The sequence below is a fragment of the Neobacillus sp. NPDC097160 genome (assembly GCF_044762155.1).
Lineage (GTDB): Bacteria > Bacillota > Bacilli > Bacillales > Cytobacillaceae > Neobacillus.
On sequence record NZ_JBIWDU010000024.1, the window covers coordinates 1 to 26,434 of the forward strand.

At 43.0% G+C, this 26,434-nt stretch carries 17 protein-coding genes and 1 rRNA gene; 13 read left to right on the forward strand and 5 right to left on the reverse strand.

All coding sequences use genetic code 11. The features are described from left to right. The 13 genes from rrf to ACIQXV_RS26150 all read left to right on the forward strand — a co-directional run. Window positions 1–95: ribosomal RNA gene (gene rrf / locus ACIQXV_RS26090) — 5S ribosomal RNA — on the forward strand; the annotation flags it as partial. A gap of 398 nt (window positions 96–493) precedes the next feature. Further along, window positions 494–5,122 (forward strand): type VII secretion protein EssC, encoded by a 4,629-nt coding sequence (gene essC / locus ACIQXV_RS26095; protein ID WP_402964111.1) that lies wholly within the window; start codon window positions 494–496, stop codon window positions 5,120–5,122. Further along, window positions 5,115–5,366, forward strand: coding sequence for a methyltransferase (locus ACIQXV_RS26100; protein WP_402964114.1), 252 nt, complete (start codon window positions 5,115–5,117; stop codon window positions 5,364–5,366). Before essC ends, ACIQXV_RS26100 begins: the two co-directional genes overlap by 8 nt. Before the next feature lie 106 nt (window positions 5,367–5,472). After that, on the forward strand, window positions 5,473–6,150 hold the full coding sequence (locus ACIQXV_RS26105) for a hypothetical protein (protein WP_402964117.1): 678 nt from the start codon (window positions 5,473–5,475) through the stop codon (window positions 6,148–6,150). Window positions 6,151–6,155: 5 nt separating this feature from the next. Next, window positions 6,156–7,616, forward strand: coding sequence for an Mbeg1-like protein (locus ACIQXV_RS26110; RefSeq protein WP_402964120.1), 1,461 nt, complete (start codon window positions 6,156–6,158; stop codon window positions 7,614–7,616). A 20-nt stretch (window positions 7,617–7,636) separates the two neighbouring features. Beyond that, window positions 7,637–7,828 carry a hypothetical protein gene (locus ACIQXV_RS26115; RefSeq protein ID WP_402964123.1) on the forward strand — a complete coding sequence of 64 codons (192 nt, stop codon included), beginning with the start codon at window positions 7,637–7,639 and terminating at the stop codon, window positions 7,826–7,828. Between the two features lie 15 nt (window positions 7,829–7,843). Next, window positions 7,844–8,146: a WXG100 family type VII secretion target gene (locus tag ACIQXV_RS26120; protein WP_402964126.1), complete on the forward strand. Its 303-nt coding sequence runs from the start codon at window positions 7,844–7,846 to the stop codon at window positions 8,144–8,146. A 55-nt stretch (window positions 8,147–8,201) separates the two neighbouring features. Continuing rightward, window positions 8,202–8,504 carry a pore-forming ESAT-6 family protein gene (locus ACIQXV_RS26125; RefSeq protein WP_066148103.1) on the forward strand — a complete coding sequence of 101 codons (303 nt, stop codon included), beginning with the start codon at window positions 8,202–8,204 and terminating at the stop codon, window positions 8,502–8,504. A gap of 84 nt (window positions 8,505–8,588) precedes the next feature. Further along, window positions 8,589–9,848, forward strand: coding sequence for an FHA domain-containing protein (locus ACIQXV_RS26130; protein ID WP_402964130.1), 1,260 nt, complete (start codon window positions 8,589–8,591; stop codon window positions 9,846–9,848). A gap of 152 nt (window positions 9,849–10,000) precedes the next feature. After that, entirely contained in the window at window positions 10,001–10,783 is a 783-nt protein-coding gene (locus ACIQXV_RS26135) for a PP2C family protein-serine/threonine phosphatase (RefSeq protein WP_402964133.1), read from the forward strand. Beyond that, complete coding sequence (locus ACIQXV_RS26140; protein ID WP_402964136.1) at window positions 10,780–12,741, forward strand: protein kinase domain-containing protein; 1,962 nt, start codon at window positions 10,780–10,782, stop codon at window positions 12,739–12,741. The genes ACIQXV_RS26135 and ACIQXV_RS26140 overlap by 4 nt, the downstream gene beginning before the upstream one ends. Window position 12,742: 1 nt before the next feature. Further along, the gene (locus ACIQXV_RS26145) at window positions 12,743–13,366 is read left to right on the forward strand and encodes a hypothetical protein (protein WP_402964139.1); all 624 of its coding nucleotides are present in this window, start codon (window positions 12,743–12,745) and stop codon (window positions 13,364–13,366) included. 71 nt (window positions 13,367–13,437) lie between these two features. After that, window positions 13,438–17,877 carry an Ig-like domain-containing protein gene (locus tag ACIQXV_RS26150; protein ID WP_402964142.1) on the forward strand — a complete coding sequence of 1,480 codons (4,440 nt, stop codon included), beginning with the start codon at window positions 13,438–13,440 and terminating at the stop codon, window positions 17,875–17,877. A gap of 76 nt (window positions 17,878–17,953) precedes the next feature. On the opposite strand, the gene ACIQXV_RS26155 is transcribed toward ACIQXV_RS26150, so the two are convergent. The 5 genes from ACIQXV_RS26155 to ACIQXV_RS26175 are packed head-to-tail and all read right to left on the reverse strand — an operon-like array spanning window position 17,954 to window position 26,407. Next, window positions 17,954–20,788 (reverse strand): GAP1-N2 domain-containing protein, encoded by a 2,835-nt coding sequence (locus ACIQXV_RS26155; protein ID WP_402964145.1) that lies wholly within the window; start codon window positions 20,786–20,788, stop codon window positions 17,954–17,956. Then, window positions 20,785–22,053, reverse strand: coding sequence for a TRAFAC clade GTPase domain-containing protein (locus tag ACIQXV_RS26160; protein WP_402964148.1), 1,269 nt, complete (start codon window positions 22,051–22,053; stop codon window positions 20,785–20,787). Before ACIQXV_RS26160 ends, ACIQXV_RS26155 begins: the two co-directional genes overlap by 4 nt. An 11-nt stretch (window positions 22,054–22,064) precedes the next feature. Continuing rightward, window positions 22,065–22,703, reverse strand: coding sequence for a beta-mannanase (locus ACIQXV_RS26165; protein WP_402964151.1), 639 nt, complete (start codon window positions 22,701–22,703; stop codon window positions 22,065–22,067). A 22-nt stretch (window positions 22,704–22,725) separates the two neighbouring features. Beyond that, on the reverse strand, window positions 22,726–24,003 hold the full coding sequence (locus ACIQXV_RS26170) for a vWA domain-containing protein (RefSeq protein ID WP_402964154.1): 1,278 nt from the start codon (window positions 24,001–24,003) through the stop codon (window positions 22,726–22,728). Between the two features lie 49 nt (window positions 24,004–24,052). After that, entirely contained in the window at window positions 24,053–26,407 is a 2,355-nt protein-coding gene (locus ACIQXV_RS26175; RefSeq protein WP_402964157.1) for a hypothetical protein, read from the reverse strand. Window positions 26,408–26,434: the final 27 nt, after the last annotated feature.

Below are 26,434 nucleotides of genomic sequence, written 5' to 3' on the forward strand. Positions count from 1 at the left end.
TCACACCCGTTCCCATACCGAACACGGAAGTTAAGCTTCTCAGCGCCGATGGTAGTTGGGACATGCGTCCCTGTGAGAGTAGGACGTTGCCAGGCACGAAAAAGGACAGCTGAGCCAGCTGTTCTTTTTTGTATGCTCTTTTATTCATGGAGAATAGAGATAATCCCGCCAACTACAGAAATATTCCCCAATATCCTGCAAAAATAAAGTATGAATAACCACAATCCAAAACAAAATCTGTTATAAAGGCAAAAACGGTCCCTTTGTCCCATTAGCAAAGGAAATTAGTCCTATTTAAAAAATGGTATGATAAGGAAGAAAAAATTTAACATCAATCGAGATTCCCAGTTTTTAACAGAAAATTAAGGCTTATGGACAATATGAATATACGAGAAACACCTTCACATACTCCATTAAACCTATATACATTGCGAAAATAATACTTATTTCTTTTAAAAAATAATTTTGCAAGCAAACTGGAGAGAGATATAAAGTGATTTTAACGTTATTTGACCGCAAAAAGGCACTCACGTTTGTATTGCCGGAGCGGGTGACCGGACGGTATGTGCTTTCGACGGAGGGCGAAAATTGCAGCAAAATAGAGTTGATGGCGGTAGAGGCTGAAGATGGACAATGGTTCTTAAAGTCGAATAAATATGCTTACCTAAGCAATGCTGATGGTCAAAAACTTAGCAAGCAGCATATTGAATCATTTAAAACCTACACAATTAAACGCGAAAATGAAGCGCCGTCGCTTTTATATGCGGAGCCCGCCGCTCCTGAGCAAAATATATATACAAAGCACTACATTACCACGAAAAAGGTGAAGATCGGCAGGTCTAAGGACAGTCAGATTTGTTTTGCCAATAAATTAGTGTCAAATTCTCATTGTGAGATTGACTATGACAACAACGGCACGGCGGTAATCCGTGATCTGCAAAGTTCAAACGGTACCTATGTGAACGGGGAAAAAGTAACTGAGCATACGCTTAGAATTGGCGACTGTATCTACATAATGGGGTTAAAAATTATTTACAATGGGAAACTGCTGTCGTTAAACAACCCGCATCAGCTCGTTTATCTCGAGAGGAATGCGTTTCAGCCGTTAACGGTTGAACAGCCAATGATACAGGAAGAGGAAGACTTGGATGAATTTCAACAAGAAGAGCCTACAGATGAACTTTTTTACCGCTCCCCTCGTTTTAAAAGAGATATCAAAACTACTGAGATCAAGATCGATCCACCGCCACAGCCTGCGAACCAAGAAGAAACTCCGTTAATGCTGCTATTAGGTCCATCGCTCACAATGGGAATGGCCTCCTTGTTTATGGGGCTTTTTACGCTGCAAAATGTCTTGTCCACGAATGGGGATATCATGAGGGCGATGCCAACCTTGGTGATGTCCTTCAGTATGCTGATTGGAACCATTCTCTGGCCCATTTTAACAAAACGGCATGAGAAAAAGACGCGGCTTAAACAGGAAAAAATCAGGCAGGAAAAATATCGCGCATACTTAGTGGATATGGCGAAGGTAATCGAAGAGGAGCAGAAGCGGCAAAGCGAGATTTTGCATGAAAACCATGTACCAATTGGACATTGTGTTGCCCGGATTCAGACGCGGCAGCGAAACCTGTGGGAGAGAACGCCTGGCCAGGATGACTTTTTAAAGCTGCGTTTAGGAATTGGCAATCTGCCCCTCAATGCCGACATCAAATTTCCGGAAAAACGCTTTAGCGTAGAGGATGATGTGCTGCAAGAGGAGCTCTATAAACTTACAGCAAGCCCAAAGGTTTTAACAGATGTTCCTGTCACTTTCTCTCTTTTTGAAGAAAAGGTCAGCGGGATTATTGGCAGTCGGGAGAAGGTAAAGGCCTTTGTTGAGGGATTGATTTTTCAATTAACAGCTTTACATAGCTATGATGAATTAAAGCTGGTATTTGTTTACGATCAGCGGGAGCAGGACATGTGGAACTTTGTGAAATGGCTGCCTCATGTATGGGACGATACGAAAACCGTACGTTTTATGGCAACGGATGCCAATGAATTAAAAGAGCTGTCAGCAGTGCTTGAAAAAGAAATTTCCCGGCGGCAGAACTTAACTGTTGATGAATTAAGCGGGTCTGACGCACAGCATTATGTCATTTTTTCAATGGATAAAAGTTTGGCAGAAAAAGCGGAAATGTTCACGATGATTTTACGAGCAAAACAAAACATTGGCATTAGTTTGATTACCCTTTATGATGAATTGAAAAATTTACCGAAGGAATGTTCAGCAGTCATTGAACTTGACGACCAAGCGGCAAAGATCTTTGATAAGGACGATATTACGGGACAGTTTACGGCATTCCGTCCCGACATTTATTTGCAGGATGACCCGGAAGAGCTGGCGATTCAACTAAGCAACATCAAACTTGCTTCATTAAATAAGGCCTATACATTGACGGAGATGCTCACCTTCTTAGAAATGTTTGGGGTTAGTAAAATTGAACACCTTAATGTGCTGACAAAATGGAAAGAGAATGACCCGGTGAAAACCTTGGAAACACCAATCGGGGTTGACCAATCAGGCGAGTTATTTAAGCTCGACCTCCACGAAAAATTCCACGGCCCGCACGGCTTGATTGCCGGGATGACCGGTTCCGGGAAAAGTGAATTGATCATGACATTTATTTTGTCACTCGCGGTGAATTATCACCCGGATGAAGTGGCGTTTATTTTAATCGACTATAAGGGCGGCGGCATGGCAAATGCCTTTGTGAACCTGCCGCATCTTGCCGGGACGATCACCAACCTCGACGGGGCAGCTGTCAAGCGTTCGCTCATTTCGATTCAAAGTGAGCTGAAGCGGCGCCAGGCGATTTTTAGCGACACAAGCAAACGAGTGAATGAAAGCAATATCGATATTTATAAATACCAAAAGCTTTACCGTGAAGGCCGGGTAACCGAGCCGCTGCAGCACTTGTTCATTATTTCCGATGAATTTGCCGAGTTGAAAACACAGCAGCCGGAATTTATGGAACAACTAGTCAGTGCGGCACGGATTGGACGGAGCTTAGGGATTCACCTGATTCTCGCAACGCAAAAGCCGTCAGGAGTTGTCGATGACCAAATTTGGAGTAACAGCAAATTCAGAATCAGCCTGAAGGTGCAGGAGAAGGCGGACAGCATGGAAGTCATTAAGCGGCCGGATGCTGCGGAATTGGCGACTACCGGCCGGTTCTACCTGCAGGTTGGGTTTAATGAAGTGTTTATGCTCGGGCAATCAGCCTGGGGCGGGGCACCGTATTATCCTGCGGAAAAATTGGAGAAACGTCAGGATAACAGTATTGTCGTGATTGATGCGATCGGCCGCGTGCTAAAGAGTGCACGATTGGATAAGCGAAACAGGCTCGTGAAAAATCCGCCGAAGCAATTGGATGAAATTACGAACTATCTGGCCCATTTGGCGTCACAAGAACAGATACAGGTGAAACAGCTGTGGCTTGAGCCGATTCCAAGCCAAATCTACCTCGAAAAATTGCATGGAAAATATCGCATGTCTGCAAAACAAACCAATGTCTTAAATCCGGTCATTGGTGAATACGACGACCCGGCAAATCAGAGTCAGCACATCCTAAGATTGCCGTTAACAGAGGAAGGTAACACCGTGATTTATGGTGTCGCCGGCAGCGGTAAAACGACTTTATTGGCGACGATGATTTATTCGCTCATGGGAGCACACACACCGGAAGAGGTTAATCTGTACTTATTGGATTTCAGCAGCGAAACCTTAAGCTGGTTCCGGGAAGCGCCGCATGTCGGTGATGTTGTTCTGTCACATGAAAGCGAAAAAATCACCAATTTATTTAGAATGTTAACGAATGAAATCGAGCGAAGAAAGAAAGTATTGGCGAACTATGGCGGCGATATCGGCACTTACAACCGCACGAAGGATCAGCCTCTCGCCTCGATTGTTGTCGTGATTCATAATTATGCTGCTTTTTCAGAGATGTATGAGGACTATGAGGAATCTATTTCCTTCTTAACACGCGAAGGGCTCAAATACGGCATCTACTTCGTCGTAACTGCGGCTAATACTGGAGCAATCCGCTATCGTTTGCTGCAAAACTTCAAGCAGCTGTTTGTCCTGCAATTGAATGATACAACGGAATATTCAGGTGTATTGGGAAGCGTCGATGGGGTTTATCCATCGAAACATAAAGGCCGGGGAATTTTTAAAGCAGGTAGTGTGTATGAATTCCAGACTGCCCTTATTACAGATGTGACAATGGATATGTTCCGTTTTATGACCAATTATTGTGCCGAGCAAAGCAAGAGGTGGAACAAGGCAAGAGCAAGAAGGATTCCCATTCTTCCGGAAAAAGTCGACCTAGACTATTTTGCTGCTGGCGACCTTCAAACAAATCAGCCGGGGAAAATACCGGTTGCCGTTGAGAAAAATTCGCTGGCGATTTCTTATTATGACTTTACCGATTCATTTGTGAATCTTGTGCTAACTAGCAATAATGATGACGAATGCACAAGCTTTATCCAAGGAGCAGCCGAGGTGCTCGCGGCAAACGGTGCCAGTGAAGTCATCGCCATCGATGTGCACACCAGTTTCCGGACAGATGCGAACCGCAGCTATCGCTATGTGACTGGGACTCAGCCAATCGAAGAGACGATTGGCTACTTGTTCAATACGCTTGTCTACCGCAATAATACGACGAAGGATGCGATGACGGCGGGTCAAATGCCACCGGTGTTTGAACCGATTTTCTGTGTGATTGATTCGTTCATCGACATGAACAATGCGTTATCTGCCGATGGCAAGGATAAGCTTGCCGTATTTTTGGATAAAGGCAGCTCGCTTGCAGTCCACCTGATCATTGGGGACCAGGCCGATCGGATCAACTCGATTTCCTATGAAAGCTGGTTTAAAAACAATGTGTCCCAAAGTGATGGTATTTGGGTCGGCAGCGGCATTAGCGATCAATATGTATTAAAGACGAATAAGACAACAAGCGATATGTATCAGGAAATTCCAAGCGGCTTTGGTTATTGTTTAAAGAAAGGAAAGCCGGTATTAGTGAAGCTGTTGTCTTCAGCAGCTGTAAGTGAGGAGGAGTTAGTGTATGGATAAGGTGTTAGTGGAAGTGTTTATCCCTGCTGCCAATCAGACCTTTGATATCTTCCTCCCGCTAAAAAGCCCGCTTCACGAAGTCGTACTTTTATTAGCGAATACCGTGACAGAGCTGTCGCAAGGTTATTTTACCGGCACCGAACACACCGTTCTCTGCAAACGGAGTACAGGAGAAATCTATAATATCAACGCCACTGTGGAAGAACTCGGCTTCAAGAACGGTGCGAAGCTTATGCTGCTGTAAGTTTTTTTAAAAAAGTACTTGGTTAGGAAGGTGTCCGATGAAAACCAATAAAAGGATTATAATGATAATCCTACTAATCCTTTTAGTGATAGGAGGAACGGGTTGTATGAATTCGGAAGGGAAAATCCTCAATAATATTGAGGATAAATATGGTGAAAAGTTTGTTGTTGAAGGTAAAAAGGAAGGAAGCGTTTTGTTCCCGGAAATGTACGGTAAGGATAAGATATTTGTTCATCCGGAAGATAAACCCGAATTAATTTTTGAAGCGGGGCAGAGTGATTCACAAGACGGTAAACACTATGATACCTATATCCCTGCCTTGTGGGGTGCAGAACTTACGGCAAGTTTAAAAGATAAACTTACCGATCAGCTTCCAAAGGATAGTCTATATAAGGTTTACGTCGATGTTGCTGGGAGTAAATATGACGTAAGTATGAAAGAAATGTCGGCATACGATTATATCAAAAATGTAAATAAAAACGTCATGGTTGTTCTCGAAGTGGCGATTAAAACCTCTGGGGAGCCAAATTTAGTTAAATACCAAGATGGATTATATCAGTCCTATGAGATGATCAAAAACTTACAAACAAAGTATTATAGCCTTTCAGTCGGGTTTGTTGACCCTTCTGAGGATGTTTCAGATTATATTAGAACTGCTAATGTAAATAATCTTCCATGGTCTAATCTGAAAGCTAAGGTATATGGCCATATATTAGTTGACGAGCATGTAAATATTAACAGTCCGGATGAATTAATTAGCAATTATGAAGCTGTCAAGGAGTAGTTGCCGTGTCGCTATCAAATTTAACTGCTGAAGAAAACTATTTATTGTTGAGGTTTTCCTATTTGGATATTCCTGATTCGATAAAAATTAATCCAAATAATCCGTGGAAATTTGAAGATATCGTTAATAAAATGGGTGACTTGTCTCAATATGAAAATAAAAAGGACTTTAAGGCAATCTACGACTATGTAAACGGCCCAAATGGCGGCAACCTGGCAAATATCCAATTAACAAACTATCAAAACAACAACCCAAAATGGAAAGAAGCTTTTCACGGGAAGCTTGATTCCGGTTTTGTCGGTTATGCCTTGAAGGATGATGAAGGCAATGCCACGGCATTATTTAGAGGCAGTGAAAGTCTTGGTGAACCGTTGCATGTGCTGACAGACTGGACTTCCAATGTTGAAGCAGGCATCGGTCAGGAAATCCAGCAGCAAAAAGAAGCTGCACAATTTTACAAGGATAATATTTTTGGAGCAGTTGGCGACACCTATGTCATGGGCCACTCCAAAGGCGGAAATTTAGCAAGTTATGTGTTAGTCCATTTTTTCAATCAAGACAAAAACTTAAAAGCCTATGCTGTAAATGGTGCCCCTATCAACTGGTGGATTCTCTCAAAGGAGCAGCAGGAGGTCCTAAAAGGGGACCGGAATATGTATATTGTTCATCAAGATGATGCGGTCTCGCAGCTCGGGCATGTTCCATATGTCGATAAAACGATTAAAACAAAGAATAAACTTGGTACCTTGGCATTGATATCGGCTGTCCTTGCCTATGGTTCACTAGCGCTTGATGCCCATAGCTTGGATGCAGTAGAGTTTGACGAAAACGGGAATTTCATTGGGGCATCCGACGGTGCGTCAGCGGGACGGATGATAGGGAACTTCATTTTTTCCGGAATAATGCTGCCCTTGTCCTTTGAGGCCCTAACCGATAAAGCTGCGGCCTCTATCAAACAGGCCGTATTTCAAATGTTGATTACGATCGATTTTAAAATAACGGAAATGAAGCAAAAACTAGATGAAAAGCTGCTGCAAATCAAGATTGAATGCATTCGCTATATTTTTACTGTCATGAAGGTTTCACAGAAATTAAAGCAGGAGTTAAGCCAGTTTTTTGATAATTTTATTGAAAAAGCTAAATCGTTCGCTGCACTGCTATGGAATCAACTTGCCGGCGGTTTTGGCTTTGCCGTGGAACCCATTCTGAAAGTCGATCTTTCCAGACTCGCTTACTATTCTTCAAGATTGCAAGCAGTAAAGCGAAGAACGCAGCATGTGAACAGCATGATTGATAGTTTGTATCGGGAGGCCGATTTATTGGATTTGGGGCATGTATTAAAAGCAGATCTGCTTACAAAATTTCATTTTAGACTCAATGAAAATATCAATTATCTTAACAGGACAATGGAATTATTGGAAAAAGGCGAGGCGGCATTACTGAGAAAAGCAGAAGCCATTCGCTAAGTGGAAGGATGGGTTTTTCAATGGATGCACAAGTGAAAAATAAGATTCATACCATTATCGCCGAACTTAATGCGCTGGCCCGCGAGCTTGATGAGATATCGAATGGTATTAATCGGGAATTCAAAGGGATTGGCTCGGTTCAATGTGCTTCAAGCCTGCAAAGCGCGGCAGGGAAGTACCGGACGGTTATCAACGAACTAAGGAAGATCTGAAAGGAGGTGATTTAAATGGCTAGATCGATTATGGTGGATCCGGCGAAGCTTGAAAAGGCGGCAACAAGTATTGATCAGCAGGCGGCTGATTATGAAAGACTCTATAAATCTTTGTTTTCGGAGGTAGAGGCAATGGGTGCTGCCTGGCAGGGGGCCGATAATCTTGCCTACGTGAACCAAATTAAAGGATTTACCGATGATTTCATGAAAATGAAAGCGAAAATGGATGAGTTTTCTCATTTCCTTAAAACATCTGCAAAAACGTATCGCGATACACAAAATGAAGTCATCAGCGGTGCGAAACGATTATCGAACTAATTTTTCCTATTAACAATGTGGTTGGGAATGAAGGTTGAAAACAGGGGGTGTTATAATGACGATAGAAGGAGTAAAAATTTCACTTGGTGAAGTCAGTAAGACGGCTAACCAAATCAGGAATTTAAACAACAACTTGTATGTCAGACTGCAGGATATTAAAAAAGAAATGAATGCACTATCGCAGACTTGGAATAGTGATGCGTCCAATACGATTCGTGCAAATTTCAATGCGTTTTCCGCACGGTTTGATAACTATCGTGATGTGGTCGAAAGCTATTCCAAGTTTTTGGATGTGACGGTTACCAATTACGATGCGACAGAAGCGGCGATTAATAATAATGCGAGTCAATTTAAGTAAACGCTATGACCACGGAGGGGCAACTGGCTGCTAGCTGCTGCCCTTCCAAGTGAAGAGGAATCCAAAAAAAGGGGTCGGACAGCCTTGATCAAACAAATTGATTTAAATTTGGAGAATTGCCGTGAATATTTATTTTTTAAGGTGAACAGCGAAGTGGAAGTGGCAAGGAACGAAATTGGCTTGTTGGAAAATAGTCAAGTCTTCGGTTTGTTGTCCATGGTTGTCATCGAAAAAGAGAAAGAAGTTTATTTTAGGTATGATTTATCCTCATGGGAAATTATTAAACCATTATTTTTTAAAGGATTCTCGAAGGAACGCTTACACAAATTTCTTTTACATATAATAGAAACCCTTATTCATTCAAAAAAGATCGGCCTGCAGCTGGGCAATATTGTTGCCGATAAAAGGCATATTTATATTGACCCGTTATCAGGAAGGCCATTATTTTTCTATCTGCCGATTAAAACGAACCAATATGAAACCAGCACAGTAAAGGAATTTTTACTGAATTTACTGTGGATCGCTCCGTATGATGAGGAAGATGATTTACGTTTCTTCATTAAAATCCATAATTACCTTGTTCGGGCAGAGGAGATCGACCTCCTTGATTTCAAGGAAAAACTAGTGTTGCTGGCAAATGCTTCAGAGGAGCCAACATCACCGCAAACTGTCCCGGAAGAAATAAATGGAAAAAGTTCTATGAAAAAACCGGCTAGAAAAAGTATTGGCTTTTACAGCCCAGGCAATGTTGAAATTCTTCTTGAAGATCAAAATGAGGTCAGAGCAGCGAATCATAAAAATGTGAAGCGGGATAAACAAACAGGCCAAAAGCTTGAAATTGAGGAAGAAATTCAGTACAAAAGGGTGACAAGAACGGAGCTCGGAGATCATGAAGGGGCATTTGAAGCGGCTGCAGCAATCACGGGGACACAAATTAATATCGTTCCAAGTAATGGCAACGGGATTGCGGTTGAAATTGATCATCTGGACGAAGGAACAACGGTATTGGGTGTGGACGATTTAGGGACCACTACACTCGGAGTTGCTGCGCCGATGCCATTTCTACTCGCACTCGCCACTCAAAAGAAAATCGCGATAGTGAAAGATGTATTTAAACTTGGCCGCGACGCAAAGACTGTCGATTATACGTCTAGCAATAAAGCAGTTGGGCGTGTTCACGCCCATATCCTGACAGAAAACGGAGAATACTTTTTAAAGGATAATCGCTCGACAAACGGAAGCTTCGTGAATGATATTAAGCTGGCCAAGAATGAACAGGTCAAAATCAAGCATGACGATCGCATTACCCTGGCAAATGAAGAGTTCGTCTTTAGGTTATATTAAAAGCTTATTTCTAAAAGATTGGAGCTTTCTTGGATTCGCCGATAGAATCCAAAAATTCGCCGATAGAACTATCAAATTCTCTCATAGAACGCTTAAATTCGCTCATAGAACCTTTAAAACGTGCGATATTTCGTAAGAAGGGCGGTGAATTCATGTTTTTTCAAATTGCCTGCCACACGGATGCAGGAATCAAAAAGAAAACCAATCAGGATGCCTTACTGCTTAAAACGGCTAAGACACCAAAGGGCCGGATCGGCCTGTTTATCGTTTGCGATGGGATGGGCGGGCTGACCCAAGGAGAATTAGCGAGTGCAACCGTGATTAAAGGGATGTCGGACTGGTTTGAAACGGAGCTTCCCAAGTTAACTTCTTCTGATTATTTCGAAACAGAAGTTCAAGAGAAATTATCGGACTGTGTGAAGGCACTTAATCGAAAAATTTTGGATTATGGGGAAGCCGCAAATATAAAGCTGGGGACGACCATCACCGCTTTATTAATTGTATATTCGAGGTATTATATTTTACAGGTCGGCGACAGCAGAGCGTACCGGATTCACGACGGTCTGGATCAATTAACGAAGGACCAAACGTTAGTGGCCCGGGAACTTGAACGGGGCAATATGACAGAAGCGCAGGCGAAAATTGACCCGCGCCGTAATGTCCTATTACAATGTGTCGGCGCGTCACCGGAGCTTGAGGCAGTCCTGACGCACGGTGAGGTAAAAGATGGAGATTTGTTCATGCTGTGCACGGATGGCTTTTACCATGAAACCAGCGACGAAGAGCTGTTTACGAGCTTAAAACCAGACCATTTTTCCAACGAGCAGCAGATGAAGGAAACGATTGTGGAGCTCGTTGAACGGGTGAAGAAACGGAAGGAAACCGATAATATCACGGTATTAATGACGAAAGTAACAGCAGGTGAAGCGCCTTGATTAAAATCGGCACCATTATTGACGAACGTTATGAAATTCTGAAGGAAATCGGCCGCGGCGGCATGAGTATCGTCTATCTCGCCATGGATAACAGGCTCAAGAAATCGCTGGTGGTAAAAGATATCCGCAAGCGGGCAGAGAGCGATAATGAAATGCTGGTGAACAGCCTTGTCGTTGAAGCCAATATGTTAAAAAGGTTAGACCACGGCGCTTTGCCGCGAATCTATGATGTTATTGACCGCCAAGGCGAGATATATGTGGTAATGGATTATATTGAGGGCGAATCGCTGAAGGAGAAACTGAAGCGCGAAGGAACAGCTGCTGATGATGACGTGATCAATTGGGCGAAGCAGTTAAGTGATGTGCTGGGCTATTTACATTCAAGAAAGCCCCACCCCATCATCTATCGCGATATGAAGCCAGATAATATTATGCTGACCCCAGAGGGGAAAATTAAGCTGATTGACTTTGGAATTGCCCGAGAATTTAAAACAGAAAATTCGACCGATACGACAAATCTTGGGACAAAGGGCTACGCAGCCCCCGAGCAGTTATCCGGTAATCAAACAGATGCAAAAACGGATATTTATAGTTTAGGTGTGACGCTCTACCATTTGGTGACGGGAAAGTCTTTAAGTGACCCGCCATATGAATTAAGGCCGATCCGAACCTGGAATCCGGCGCTGCCGGAGGGGCTTGAACATATTATTGCCAAATGTACGCAGGCTGAGCCCGGTAATCGTTATCAAAGCTGTGAAGAGTTGTCCTATGATCTTCAGAACATAAATAAATTAACGCAGGGCTATAAACGCAAGCTTTATAAAAAATTAGCCGTATTCCTGATTCCAGCTGTTCTGTTTTTAGGGTTTTCAACCACCTCTGTAATGGGCTATAAAGGGATGAAAAATGATCAGCTCCAGGAATATATGAGTTTAATCAACGAGGCAAACAGCTATATCCAAAATAACCATAGTGACCAGGCAGGCAAAATTCTTGAACAAGCGATTAAGCTCGATAAAGGAAGAGCCATGGCCTATAACAATTTACTAGATATGTATATTCAAAGCGGTGAAGCAGAAAAGGGCCTTTCGAATATAGAAAGATATATCGATGATGGGTATGGCAAGATTGACAAAAACAGTGAGGTTCTCTTCAAAGTAGGGATGACGTATTTTGATGTGGAAAAGGATTATTTTCGTGCCCAAGAATTTTTCAACAGGGTTGAGGCAAAGGACAAGCCGGAAGTCGAGTATTACAAGTCATTAGCCCAAACAATGGGGAGTTTAAACATTGACTATAAGAAGTTTACCGGAGACCTGAACGCGTTTGAAACGTTCACTGATAAAGCCCGTAATAATGCGAAAAAAATCGATAACTATAATTCGTTAGCGAATATTTACTTATCGTATAAAGGACAAATCCCTGATGCCAATAAAAAGGCCATTCAATTGATCAATAAGGCAAACGATGTCTTACTCAAATTGGACGATGACTTTTTGGCTGACAAATATGCGAATGATTTTGAGCTGAAATTAGCGCAGGCCTATTACAGCAAAGGAATAAATTCGGAGGATAAAACAGCAGCGAGCGACGACTATGAGGAGGCCATCCGGCATTATTCCAATCTCCTGGATGATGGCGCTGGCGGGGAAATGAATCAAGAGGAATACATGATTAAGATTGGCACTATTTACCAAGAGATGAAAAAGCGTGAACAGGCTGCGGAACAATTTAACCGCACTCTCGAGCAGTTTCCTGCCAGTCTTAACGCCTATACAAAGCTAGGAAACTTGCTGCTCGATATCGAACACGTGAAGGAAGAGCCAGACAGGAATTATCAGGCGGCACTAAAGGTGTACGAGCAGGCAGCGCAATTAAAGGGTGCTGCTAAGGATCAGGGCTTTATGAAGCTTAAAAAAAGGTATATGAACTTAAATCTGGTAGGGCAGGGGGGATAAGGTGGAATATCAAACAATGTTTTATGGCGGCCTTTCTGGTGCTGCCCTCTCGCTCATACTAGCTATTATTGTTTTTATCAAATTAAATATTTCAGAGGTTTTCGAGGATGTAACCGGATTTAGTGTCCGCAAATGGGTCAAAAAGCTGCAGGCTAGTTCCCGCTCTAAACAAGAACAGAACCATAAGCCAATCACTAGAGAGATTCAACCCCGCCATGATGTCGAATTGGAAGTAGCGGTCTCGGGCAGTGTAGAGGCAACAGAACTACTGGAAGCGGTAGATCCTTCTTCCGGCAGTGTGGAAGCAACAGAATTACTAGAAGCAGAAGCACCATCCATTGGTGGTATTGAATCTACTGAACTACTTGATGCGAAATCTAGCAGTCACGAAACCACTGAGCTCTTGTCAGAAGCTGACACAGAGGCAACCGAACTTTTGTCAAAAGAATCGCCGGTAACGGAGATATTAACGATGGGGAATGACGAGACCGAGCTGCTGAGTGATGAGACTGAACTTTTGAGTGAAGCGACTGAAGAAACAACTGTTTTAACGGGACCGGCATCTGAAAGCCAATTCATAAAAGAACGAGACGTGGTCATCGTCCACACAAACGCGACCATATAAAGTGAAACTTCACTCAGTGAGGTGGGGGTCATAACCCCCCCGTTAATACGGGATAAAAGGAGATTTTTGGGATGGGAGAACTAATCAATAAAAGCTACAAATATAATAAATGGCTAGTATGGACTAGCCTTACCATCTTCCTGCTCATCTTAGCCTTTATTTTTACAAACCATGTATTATCACAAAATGATACGAGCAGATCGATCAAATTTAATGAAAAAACGTGGGACATAGACAAAGAACCGAAGCCGGAATGGTATACGAACCAAAATGATACTGTTACTTTTTCGGTCGACCTGAAAGAGGATTATCAAAATTTCCTCAGCTCGCTTGAGAAGCCTAAAGAAGCTGAAACAGAAGAACCGGCTCCGGTGGTACCGACCGATGTGGAACAGCCATTTTCTGTCGCAGCATCCTACGGTGGGAAAGCGGCAAACACCATTAAGGTAAGCAAAGTTCTCGATAATGCGGCTGTTTTTCATGGCGAATATAAAGTCGAGATCACATTGCCATCCAAGAGTGACAGCGGGTTAGATGTGACTGTTGATTTCGCAGAAAATTCATGGGGTTTCACGGCGAAACCGGCCGCATTTAGAATTGAAAGAGATACCGTCAAGCCGAAAATCAGGCTTTCCGGGATCAATCAATCCATTTACACCGAAAAGGACGGTCTTGTCGTTTTAAATCTAGAAGTGGAAGAAAAGAATTTTTCCCAAAAGGATGTATCCGTCCTCGTTGTTCTGGACGAAGAGGGAGAGGGGAAGCCGGTAGAAATCAATTGGGATAAAGAAAATGAACGCTTGGGACATGTGGAATTCCCGCAGTCCGGTAAATACGATGTAACGGCATTCCTCCGCGACAAAGCTGGAAATGAAAGCAACAAAGATAATGTTTCTTTCACCATCAATAAGGACGAACCGAAAATGTCCGGTTTTGAGTCTGATGGATTCTATCATGATGATGTAATGATTAAGTTTGAGGATGATGGAAGAATAACGAAAGCACAAGCAAACCTAGTGAGGACACATAATGGTGAAAGGTTTGATCATGTCGTCGATTTTACCCCCAAGTTAATCGGCTTTTTAAAAAGAACCGCCTTCCTTACGGTGAGCGAGGAAGGGCATTACGAAGGAACGGCAACGATCACCGATAACCAAGGAAAAGAGTTTACGTATCCATTGTCCTTTACGATTGATAAAAGTAAACCGGTCATTTCCGTTTTAGGTGTAGAAAATCAACAAAAGTATAATGAAAAGAAAACAGTTGAAATCAGCCTAACGGAAGACCAGCAATTAAACACAGAAGCCACTGTAATGACAATGACGAAAAAATCAATTGGCGGCAAAACGGAAGCCATCACCTTGACGCCAACCTTTTCTGCCGACAACAAGACGGCCTCATTTAAGCAAGAGTTTGAGGACGGCCTTTATGAATTGACAATTGCGACAGGCGACATTGCCGGCAATACGGCCAATCAGAAGGTGCTTTTCACTATCGACAGCCAAAAGCCGGTGCTTGATGTCACAGTAGGCGGCAAGGCATTAATGGATAAGCAGGTTGTTGATAACGGAAGTTTTTCAGTAAAGGCTGCTGATTTAACGTTGGATTTAAGTAAAACAGCACTGACGTTAAATCAAAAAAATATGCCATTGAAAATGGACGAATCACGGACCATTGCCACATTGAAGCAGGATACACCATTAGCTGACGGAGATTATGAACTTTCCTTCAGTTCGATTGACGGTTTGGAACATAGCCAGTCCATCGGGCCGCTAGCCTTCGTTGTTGACACAAAGGCTCCGGAAGTGTCGCTAACAGGGATTGATCCTGCTGCATTTGTAAAAAGTGGCACGGTCACCATCGAAGTGATAGAAAAAAATTATCAGACCAATCATGTTACCTATAAGGTAGAAAAACGGGATGGTAATGGACAGTATGCTGATTTCGCCGATGATCGGTTTGCGAAATGGGAAAATACCGGGGAAACCTCTACAATAGCGCTGCCGTTCGGAAATAGCGAGACGATGAACAACAGCTATGATGGGAAATACCGTGTCACGGTTACAGTCAAGGATGCGGCCGGGCATGAAGTGGTGAAAACAGTAGAATTTACGATTGATGCCACTGCACCAGTAGTGAATACTGACTTAAGTGCTGACTTTAATGGAAGCCATTATGGTCAAAAGGGAACCGTGTCGATTATCATCAATGAACCACAGGAAAACTTTGATCCAAAGGATGTCAGCATTGATATTAGAAAGAAAGACGGTGAAGACTTTGTACCGGCGGATTCGATAACAGGAACATGGACACAAAGTCCGGCAAGTTCTTTCTATACAATCCTTTTTGCCCAGGAAGATCAGAATGAGGGCGATTATCAAATTATCATTGATGCCAAGGACAAAGCAGGAAACGCAGCAGAGCAAAAATCGATACTGTTTACGATTGATCACACTGTCCCAGTCGTATCCATTGACCCGTCTTTTTCGGCTAAGCGTTATTTTAATAAAAATACCGACTTTCAGTTTAAAATCAGCGACACAAACCTGCAATTAACGGACAATGATTTATCCGTTTGGAAGGATGGGTCTATTTTTTCAAAAGCCGGCCAGCTCCAATTGTTGGCAGGGACGAAGGATACCGGTGTGGGGGCATATACATTCACTGAGGATGGGGATTATTTCGTTATCCTCGCATCCACCGATAAAGCAGGCAATGCGAGTGTACAGGAAAAACGGGAGTTCATCCTCGACAAAACTCCGCCGCGTTTAACGATTACAGGTGTTGATACAAGCGCAAGTAATTACCGCTATTACGCTGAGGGGAAACAAGTGTCTTTTGCGGTTGAGGATCGGAATTTTTCAGCAAGAGATATTGAGCTTGCGGTAACAAAGGATGGCAAAGCCATTTCGCTTGGTGAGTGGAGGAAGGTTTATGAGGAAACAAAGGTAAATCCATATCTTTTAGTAAAGTCACAAATGATAAAAGCTCTGGCAGAGGACGGAAAATATACAATTTCTCTAGGCTTGACGGATAAAGCCGGGAACCGTTCGGTGATTCCGCCATTTGGCTTTACGATTGACCAAACAAAGCCTTCTATTGATATTAAGGGTGTTGAAAATAATGCCTATTATAATACCGATAAGCAAGTGGATGTGACCATTAAGGACAAAAACCTTAAGCAGAATACGATTAAAGTAACAAAAGATGGCAGCAGCTACAATGCCGGAAGTTTCCAGGTTAACGGTGAAACGGCCGCGCTCAGCCATACCTTTAGCAAGGAAGGTAAGTACGAAGTCGTTGTCGAAGCGATTGACCAAGCCGGCAACAGCTTTAGCCGTAAGGTGACCTTTACGATTGATAAAACAAAACCCATGATTACGCCGAAGATCAAGGGGGAAAAAACGGTCATACAAGACGGCCAGTTTATGAATAAGATTTTCACACCGCAATTTGTGCTCGATCAACCTGAGGATATGATTGTGTCTGTTTCGCTTAATGGCGGAGCGGACATTAAGAATCATATTCCGATCGCGGCGACCGAAATGGAATACCGCTACCATGTGGCTGCCAAGGATAAGGCCGGAAACGAAGCAACGTTAGATGTAAGCTTCATTTTAGATACGACAAGACCAACACTAAAGATTACAGGGGTATGGGATCACTTCTTTAATAAGAATGTAGCGCCAACGGTAGATTTTGATGATCTTTATTTAGATAGGGACAATTCAACGGTGACCCTTAATGGTAAGACTTTTAAAAAGGGCCAAATACTTGAAAACGAACAGGATTACGTGTTAAAAGCGAACATTATCGATAAGGCGAAAAATGTTCATGCGAGAACCGTTGTTTTTACAATTGATAAAACGGCCCCAGTCATTACCATTAAGCTGAAAGAGCCGATTAACGATCAGTATTTTAATAAGAACATTATTCCTGACTTTGTGATTGATGAGAACAGTGAATATGATATCATTTCCCTTACTTTGGATGGTGAGCCATATACAATCGGAACACCGATTGAAACGGAAGGGAAGCATGTCCTTTTCTTAGAGGTCAAGGATATGGCAGGGAATATTAAGCAGATGAGTGTTGAATTTATTATCGATAAGACAAAGCCAAAGGTGATCTACGAGGGTGTTAAGAGAGATAAGAAGTACTACGAAGCGGTGACAGTCGGAATCCGTCTTGACCACCAAGAGGATACGATTAAATCAATCACTGTTAATGGCGAGCCATTTACTGGTGATGCGGTTACGAGAAATGGTGCCCAAGTCATCAAAACAACACTGAAGGAAATCAAACCGTACAAAATTACAGTAGTCGCAGCTGATAAAGCGGGGAATGAAATCGCCTCAACGATACCATTTGAAATTGTCGAAAAGAGTGCACTCGTTAAAATTTACGAAAACAAACCACTCTTCGCCGGAACCCTCGCCTCCAGCCTCCTTCTCCTAACAGCAGGCGGAGTCGTCCTCATCAGAAGAAGAAAAGTGGAAGAAGACAAATAGGATAATAAAAAGCGGTGGATTTATAGTCCACCGCTTTTGTTGATCTATATATTTTGCTCTATTAAAATTCCTAGATTTAATTTTCAGGGTCGGAGAAAGTGGTAGTCTCCTTCTTGTATTCTTTGATGATCTCCTTGTCGCCCGATTGTAGTGTAAGCTTTTTATCATCTAACTTTACATTGGAGACTCCATTCATGGTAAGAATGGGCATGATTCTATCAATCGTATTGTTCGTTTTAAGCGAATAAACAAAGAGATATGATTCTGCCGGTTGAAGAGCTTTTGCAAATAATACCACTTCAAAAGAATCATCCGCTGCATCAAAATCATATTCTGTCCCATAAAGTGTGTACCCCATTTTCAAGACCCCATTTTGATCAAACGGGACGGCTCCTGATTGTGGTATAAAATCGATCTGAAAGACATGGCCGTTGATATCTGTTAATGCTGCCCCTTGAGCTTGTCCAATAATGCTTTTTACATGCTTACTGTTCAGATTCAGAATCGCTGCCTGATCCGCCTTTTCCGGATCTGCTTTGGTAAATAGCTCTAAGGAAACAACACTACCTTCTTTCTTATCCTCGTTTGGAGTTGATTTGTCAGGCCTTGCACCTGCCGCTGTTTTTTCCGTCTTCGGAACAGGTGTATCGCCGCCAAACACTAAGTCTAACGTAAACCAGGTCCCACCGCCGACGCCGCCGAGGATGACCAAGGCCAAACCCAGTTTCAGCCCATTCTTTTTGAAAAATTTCACCACAGGGCTGGCTGTTTCCGTTTCTACTTCCTTCAATAATTTTTGAAAGCTGTAGTTTTTGATGAACTGCAGTTCTTTCCGCAGTGTTTTATTTTTCCAAATTGATCTTGGATGGCTAATAAGATATTTTCTTAATGACCTCCTGTAGCCAAAATCAATTTCAACGAGTCGAGCATTTCCCCTAAGAAAGGACAGCAGCGTTTTGTCGTCACTATATTTGATCAAGTAATCCAACACACCTTGATAATCAACGCCATCAAACTCCGTTTCAAAGACGGTCAACAGCAGCGGAAATTGTTCCGGTAAGGGATTGTTTCGCAATAACCTTAGCAGAATCTCTCTAAGTTGTTCGCGGGCAGCAACAGTTAACGATTTTAAGTTGACCAAACCGGCTTGAGATGGATAGCTAATTAGCTCGTATAAGGCATTGGTGATCAGATAATTTTCCTTTGCCTTTACATCCTTCAAATCCTTTACGTTAAGTTCCTTTGTGAAAATGTCCCCGAATGCTGTAATATCAGGTAATGTGAGATTTTGCAATCGAATCGAACGTAATAAGCTCAGCTTCGCATGTGCCAGCAACTCCTGTTTAAGCTTGTCAAACGCGGCGCTGGGCCGGTCGAGGCGAAAATTCTTCACTGTCATGACGGCCTTAAAAGGGTTACCCTCGGAACTGATAGCAGCAGAGATCTTTTTTCTGACAACCGACTTAAACTTTTCAATCCCTATTAGATATGGAGTTCCCGCGATTGCTTTTAATTCGTTTAGGAGATCCTCCAGAAGAACGAGTGGTTTGAATCGCTCATTCAGATACAGCTCAAAAATGTCTTCATAGTCTGCATGCTCGTTCATAAACATAACAAGTGCCTCATGGGTAGCCAAGTCCTGTTCGATTGTTTTCCATAATTGCTTGAAAAGCGGGTCATTTTTGTAATACATAAGTGTCTCAAGGATAAAGAAAAGCGGTTCATCAGACCGCACAAAGGCATTAATGGAAACAACGGCATGGAGATAATCGAGGGCTGTGGCCTTGTCTGCGGCAACTTTTTCCTGTCGCAAAAGCTCCACAAACAGCCTAGTCAAATCCGGTTTTTTGTCACTATTCACCTGTAAAAATTTCAGCAGACTATGTAAAAAGCCGGCTTTATTTTTTTCATACAAAGAGAGATCGTTAAACCGGGTTGCCAGATACATGTCGGTCAACTGGTAATAGCTCGCTACATCCAGCTTTGGCGCTTCAGGTAAACCGGCCAGTGCCATTTCAGCGAACTCAAAAAAGTCATCCATCCGCTCAGAATGATGGAAATGGTGTAGGGCCAAGTCCAGATACTCATGCTGCTGTCCGGCTAGATCCACCCCATAAATTCTGTTGCCGGCAAAATCAAAAATGTATTGTTTTTCGATTGCCCGATCGCCGATATTTAACCTTCCCGGCTCAAAAAACGTGACATGGATATAATTTTTGCTTTCGGGTTCACTTGTAAAGGTCATTGCCCCCAACCGGCGACGGTGCGCATAGGGCAGAAAAAGATAAAGCAGTTCAAGCAGTTCCAAAGCATAGTTTGTATAATCCTGGATGGGTACGTTCAGCGAAATAAAAACCTTTTTCTTACCGGCAATGGAGGACATGACCGCAAATAACAGCTGTTTAAAATTCTCCTCTGTAATCCCCAACGCGCCCAGCAGGTCACTTTTAATCGTAAGAATGTCACTATCTTTATACCCTACAGCCTCTCGCTCAGGCAGAACTTTCCCTGACACCAAATCATAGGATGTTTGAAAATCGTTCATCTGAAACAGCTTCTCCGGGTGCTTGATCCACTCATCCTTACGGGCACCAGGAATAATGTAGTTATGCATAAAATATGTACTGCGCGAACCCGTAAAATCGGCGGGCACAAACACAGCTTGACCGATGACAAGTTCTCCGGTTTCCGGCTGAAACATCGTCACGGCCTCAGGGTAGAGGGAGGCATCCTTTTCGCCGCGTTCCGCTAAGGTTTTTGGCGAATGATACATACAGAACGGATGTAAGTATTTTTTCACAAAGCCTTGATCGAGGCCTTCGGAAATAGCAATCGTGTCATATCCGTCGGTAGTGTGAAAAATTCCGCCGCGTTCCCGTGTATACAGTTGCTGCTGAATTTTCACGCTCACTGCTCATTTCTCCCTTCGATATATCCCAGCTTATAAAGCAGCCAAATGAACGGCTCATCGACCCGGATTGGACTAATAATCCCGCTGACCTGCTGGTCGATCGGGTTGCTGCCGAGAGCGGACACGGCAAAGTAGGAGGTATCCTTAAAATAGACATCAAGGGCATTCACAAACGGAGTATCGACCTTTGCTAAAAATCTCCTGATTTCTCCGTTGATATTTTCGTATTCAGCTAAATTGAGGCAGCCCCGATGTGTGACATTCCGAAAGACATTGCTGTTCGTACGAATGTATTCCCCGTCATCGTGTTTTAACGCATGTAAGAGATCACTCTTCGTCAACACCACCGCAGTTGGGATATCCGTTTTACTATTTTCGAGATGGGCGATAAAATCACCGAAGAGTGAAATGACCACTTCACGCGGCTCATCCCCTTGCCCAACAATTTTACCGGGGTTTTCACCCATTTGATGAATCAGCTTTTCACGTATCGCCCGGATTTGCATCGGATCAACCAAGAACAAAATGCCGGCGGAATTTTTGATATGGGCCGCATGGAGCTTAAGGTATTCTTTATCGGTCATTCCTTCGCCCGCCACATCGAAGAATACGAGTGTCAGTGGCGCCTGGTCTTCGTCTTTAAAGATAAATTGGAAAATAAACGGCTCCTGCCGATTCGATTTTTCGGTCGATTGTAATAGACTTCCATTTTCAAATAGGGGAATTTCATAGTTTACCCGGAATCGCTTACTAATCTCATTATCAAGTGGAATACAGGCGGCATCAAAATTATTGGCGGTCATATGCTGAAGCGTGTGGATCAGGGACGTCATATAAACCGATTTTCCCACGCTTGTTGCCCCAACAATCGAAACGATGTTGCTTGGGTGCTTGCCGGCCGTGATCGGCAGGTCATTATGACACGAAGGGCACAGGCGATTTCGCGTTACCACCGCGTATTTATCGGATACCCCCATTAGAATACGGTCAGAGTAAATCTTGTTTTCATCAGGAATCATCGAAGGATCAACGATGGCCTCGAGTTCATCAATCGGAGCAAGCCCGAATTTCCCCCGGTAGTTGTTTAATAGTTCGTCTTCCTGCAGGGCAAGGGTCTCATCATCATCGCGGTGGTGGGCGGCTCGGAAGACGACATCCTCATGGTGAAATTTTGAAAAACAGTACGGGCAGACAATATCGTAAAATGGTAATCTTTCTTTGACAGGTTGTTTTTTTTCAAACATTCGTTTTAATAATGCGAACATGGATGGCACCCCTATTCAGGAATTAACTCGTAATTTTGCGCTGCGTTCTTCCCATTGCTAAAAAAGATGCGAAGAAACTCATTTTTATCCATTTCAATTTCCGGCGTTACTGTTTTCCCGGCTGGAAAGTCGCGGACAAACGGATAGACAGTTCCGTCCTCAAGCGAAATCGGCACGCCGCCGCTTTTTTTGACGTAGACGAGCAGCTCCTTTTCGAGTGGAAGCTCGGTCATGATCGCCATTTTTACTTTTTTGCGAGAATGAAAGAGTTTATTTTTATAAGCAATGGAAAAATAAATCTTCGCCCTTGAGCCCGTGATATAAATGAGATTATTTTCATTTTCCTGCTTGAAAACAGTAAGCTTCCCGTCCCGCTTTTGGCACGGGAAGATGCGGTAGGCAGTGCGGCCGATGGTATCCAATTTACCGATATATCCTTGGTTGACTTTATATTCCTCGCGGGTGTAGAGCTTTAATTCCTGCTCGTCGATTTCGTTGATTGGCTTTATGTTGTCGGCAGAGGCCTTATAAATGTATACAAAGTCAATCTCTTTGGACCAGAACCAGCTTAAATGTACTTCCGTATCTCTTACCGTCTTGTTCACATCTCTTATTTCATGATTAGGGGAAGAAATGGGTTCCCAGTTCACCAGTAATCACCCTCAATCTTTATTAAAATCCTTTACTAAAGCGATCTCGTTTGGCCGATGTGCCTTTTACGGAAAAATCAGATCCGGCGGATGGCCGCGCCATACCTCCTGAAAATTTATCGCGAATCGGGATGATCATCGTTCCAAGGCCGGTCAACGCCGTTAATAGGATATCGGCGACAATCCTGCAGGCAAAATCGGACATGATGGTGGACCCTTGCAATCCAACCTCGAGGACAATTCCGGCTAAAAGACCTGAAATTAGCCCGGTTATGGTGTAGCTTTTTGCCAAATATCGGTTATCAAAGAGAATCCCAAGAGCTAAACCGAACAATCCCCCGATTATGGTAATCAAGACAATATGCAAAATGGCAAGATACAGACTGTCCTTGAACAATCCATGTCTCTCTGTCATCAGCAGTCGGTCCTGGTTTTCTAAGTAAATTTTTTCAAACACATTCGTTAAATCATTTGCTTTTTTGACATCATGGAAGGAACCGCCCGTCCTTGAAGCAATTGATTTTAGGAGCCGGGCGCCGCTTTTGTCAATTTTGCTCATCCCAATGGTATTAATAATAATTTCTTGGTCTTGATACGGTTGAACAACGGTGGTGATGTCCAGCTCGCTATAGCCGTCCGAGAACAGAATCACCATTGGTTTACGGCCTTGCTTGTGATTGCCGTCAATTTCCTTTAAAGCGGTGTCTAAAGCACCGGCAATATCAGTGCTCCCGCCATATTCCAACCCCTTAATCTGCTCGCGGGCATCCAAGCTCTCATGTTGATCGCTGATGGTAAACATCGATTTCGTGATGGTAGCTTTTTCGTTAAAAGAAATCACCGAGGCGCGGTGGCTCGGCTTCATATTGTTAATAAGCTTTGCGGCTGCCTTCAGGCTTTCGCGTTTCGGGTCCGTTTTATTCATGCTGTCGGAAATATCCATGACTATAACAATATCATCCGGCGGTTTTACCGTTGAAAAATTTAGCGAATAGATAAATTGAAAAATAACTCCGGCAGCAAACAGCAGGACGAAAGTGGAAGGGATTAGCACCTTCCATGATAGCCCGGAGTATTCCAAGCGCCAACTGCGCCCATTAATAATCGGGCTAATAAGCTCGGCAATTAGACAGAAGAGCCCAGCAATAAAGCCCAATTGCGCAAAATAGACGCCCATTAACAGGATATTAGGCCATACACCATAATAGGACGAAATCAGCCATTCACCAATGACAGCACCGATGAACCCGGCAAGAATACTAAAAATAAAAAGGAGAATACTAAATTTCCGGACAGGCATGTTCCATGCTCCTTACGACTTTAAAGTTAGCGGCGCAGGCCAATTATTCCTAAACGGGCGATTCCACTATATTGGCGTGAAATTCATAGCCATTTTCGGTGTAGGCCTTGTAATATTTTTCACCGTTTCGATAGTACATGAGGTCAATCAGCCGGAAACCTCCCATAAGAGCGAGCTTTTCAATGCCGCTCGATTTCTTTTCATGGGCACAGCCGACCTTCCATTGTCTTGTTTCATATTCTTTTTCTAGGGCGAATTTCATGAATTTGCTGTAGAAATCACCAAAGAAGTATTTTTCCTCATAGCGATGGTCTTGTGTATAGTTAAATACTTCAATTTGAACACAAGAGTTTTCGTGCAAGCGAAGATATAATTGCTTAAACAAATCCTCTTTAGAGAGAATCTCCAGGTTTTCATAGTCTGTCATGACATTGGCCCGCTCTAACAGCTCATCCTCGAAACTAAGGTGGAACTCTTCCTCGGTCAGCACCTCTCGATTGCAGACAAGAAGCAGTCGTTCAAGGAGGGTCTTGGCGTTCCCATCTTCAAGCAGCGAAAGCAAGTTACCAAAAAAACGTTCATCGGAAAAGAAGTGAGGTCCCCGTTTTTCCTTCAGCTTTGCCGTGATCCTGGCGAGCGTGCCAGCATAATATTCTGCAATATTTTTATCCAAAACATCATCGGAATCATACAGACTTTCTGCTGCTGTTTGTTTCAGAAGGGATTCTACCTGGTCAATCAGCCCGATTTTTTTCCGTAAATAATGGTGATGTTCCTCCAGCACCGCTCGATATTGCTTCAAAATCGCTTGTTTTACCTTAAGCTTCAGAATTTCGTACTTTGTCCCATAAATCGCTTCGAAAAAGTAGTGCACGAAGCTTTTCAGGTTTTTCTTGTCTGAAAAAGGCAGGTAGCTCTTTTTAAAATCACCGTGATCGACCAATTGCTGATAGTACTGTTCAAGCCGCGCTTCTTTTTCTAATCGTTTATTTTTCGTATCGCGCACAAGTGTATCGATTTCGTTCAACACGCTTATTTCAGTTCCGGGTGTGTCGGAGGTCCATAAATAGCCACAAAATAACCCGTATTGTTCATGATTAATGATATTTTCGTAGAGACAGCGTTCAATACGGTCTCTCAGGTCCAGTCCTTGCGAATGCTCACGGATGGGCTCTTCAAAGTTATTAAAAAAAAACGTTTGCGTTCCACCTTCATATAAATACTCTTCAGCATCCCTTACCGACATTTTTTTTACCGTTTGATAGGAAGAGGAGAGACCCAGCAATCCACTCATATCGGCGATCTTTTCAACTGGGGGAAGGTATTGATGATAATGTTTTTCAAAGTGCTGCTCAGACAGCCCGAATAGGCTGAGCACTTTTTCCCGCTTTTGTGTCCCCGCAGCTTTTAACGATAGCAGCAGCTCATTAAAAAAATGATGTGCGGCATGGAGGGCAATCGCTTTATTGGGACGGATCACCTTTGAAAAGCCGGCAGAAGCATAAACGGGCTGCCGTGCATTTCCTTTAATGCCCCTTTTAAAGTCCTGATGGTTGTAGCTGTCCATTTTTTCATGATAATCGGTAATCATCTTGCGATTTTTTAATAGATTGAGATTGCTGATGATTTCGATATTTTGATGGGCTGCATCACTTGAAATCAAACCATCTTCATTTTTATCGCTTAATAAATACACTAGGTCGAACAGCGGAGAAGGAGGGTGGCTCACATTTAGCCTTAGATGATCCTCTGTCAGCTGGAGCTCCTTCGCAAAGGTATATTCATCGGTTTGATAGTGATCCAGTTCTGTTAAAAAACTAATCCCAAGGGAGGTGGAGAGAGCAAAGTTCTCACCATCCTGTTTTTCCTTCATCAATCCGTATAAATCCACCTCGACTAAGCGAAACGATTCTTGAAGGATACTTTTTAACAGCAATGTAAATTCTTGAATAAGGATATTCGCCGAATCATCAATCGCTGTCACCACACAAAGATTTACTTTCTTTAGCGAAGAATAGTCCTTTCCATATTCAGCAATTTTCGACGAAAGCCTGCGAAAGGTTTTATTTAATTCGATTAGTTTGTTATCATCACGATAAAAGGCCTCATACGTTTCTTTCCGCTGGGACTTGCGGTCTTGATCACCTCCAGTTAGCTGGAGGGATAGGACGTTTTCGCCCGTAATCGTGTCTGCTTGATAGACGTGAAAATATAAGACACCCGAACTGTTTTGCCATTTTTCCTCATTAATAGTCATGATCGCTTTTAAGGCACCCTTCACCATGTCACCAAGGAATAAAAAGACAATCGGATGGTTGACACTGCGCTGTTCATTTTCCGATAGACTTATTTTTTCTAGCTGGATTGAAAAGGTGTTGGCATACTTTTGTAAAAGTTCTCTCAAAGCTGATTCCCCCTAGACTGTCCATCC

Excerpts from the sequence above, each read along its gene's own strand:
- ACIQXV_RS26115 (WP_402964123.1), top strand. The coding sequence starts at position 7,637 with ATGGATGCACAAGTGAAAAATAAGATTCATACCATTATCGCCGAACTT.
- ACIQXV_RS26125 (WP_066148103.1), top strand. The coding sequence starts at position 8,202 with ATGACGATAGAAGGAGTAAAAATTTCACTTGGTGAAGTCAGTAAGACG.
- ACIQXV_RS26100 (WP_402964114.1), top strand. The coding sequence starts at position 5,115 with ATGGATAAGGTGTTAGTGGAAGTGTTTATCCCTGCTGCCAATCAGACC.
- ACIQXV_RS26135 (WP_402964133.1), top strand. The coding sequence starts at position 10,001 with ATGTTTTTTCAAATTGCCTGCCACACGGATGCAGGAATCAAAAAGAAA.
- ACIQXV_RS26105 (WP_402964117.1), top strand. The coding sequence starts at position 5,473 with ATGAATTCGGAAGGGAAAATCCTCAATAATATTGAGGATAAATATGGT.
- ACIQXV_RS26120 (WP_402964126.1), top strand. The coding sequence starts at position 7,844 with ATGGCTAGATCGATTATGGTGGATCCGGCGAAGCTTGAAAAGGCGGCA.
- ACIQXV_RS26160 (WP_402964148.1), bottom strand. The coding sequence starts at position 22,053 with ATGTTCGCATTATTAAAACGAATGTTTGAAAAAAAACAACCTGTCAAA.
- ACIQXV_RS26150 (WP_402964142.1), top strand. The coding sequence starts at position 13,438 with ATGGGAGAACTAATCAATAAAAGCTACAAATATAATAAATGGCTAGTA.
- ACIQXV_RS26170 (WP_402964154.1), bottom strand. The coding sequence starts at position 24,003 with ATGCCTGTCCGGAAATTTAGTATTCTCCTTTTTATTTTTAGTATTCTT.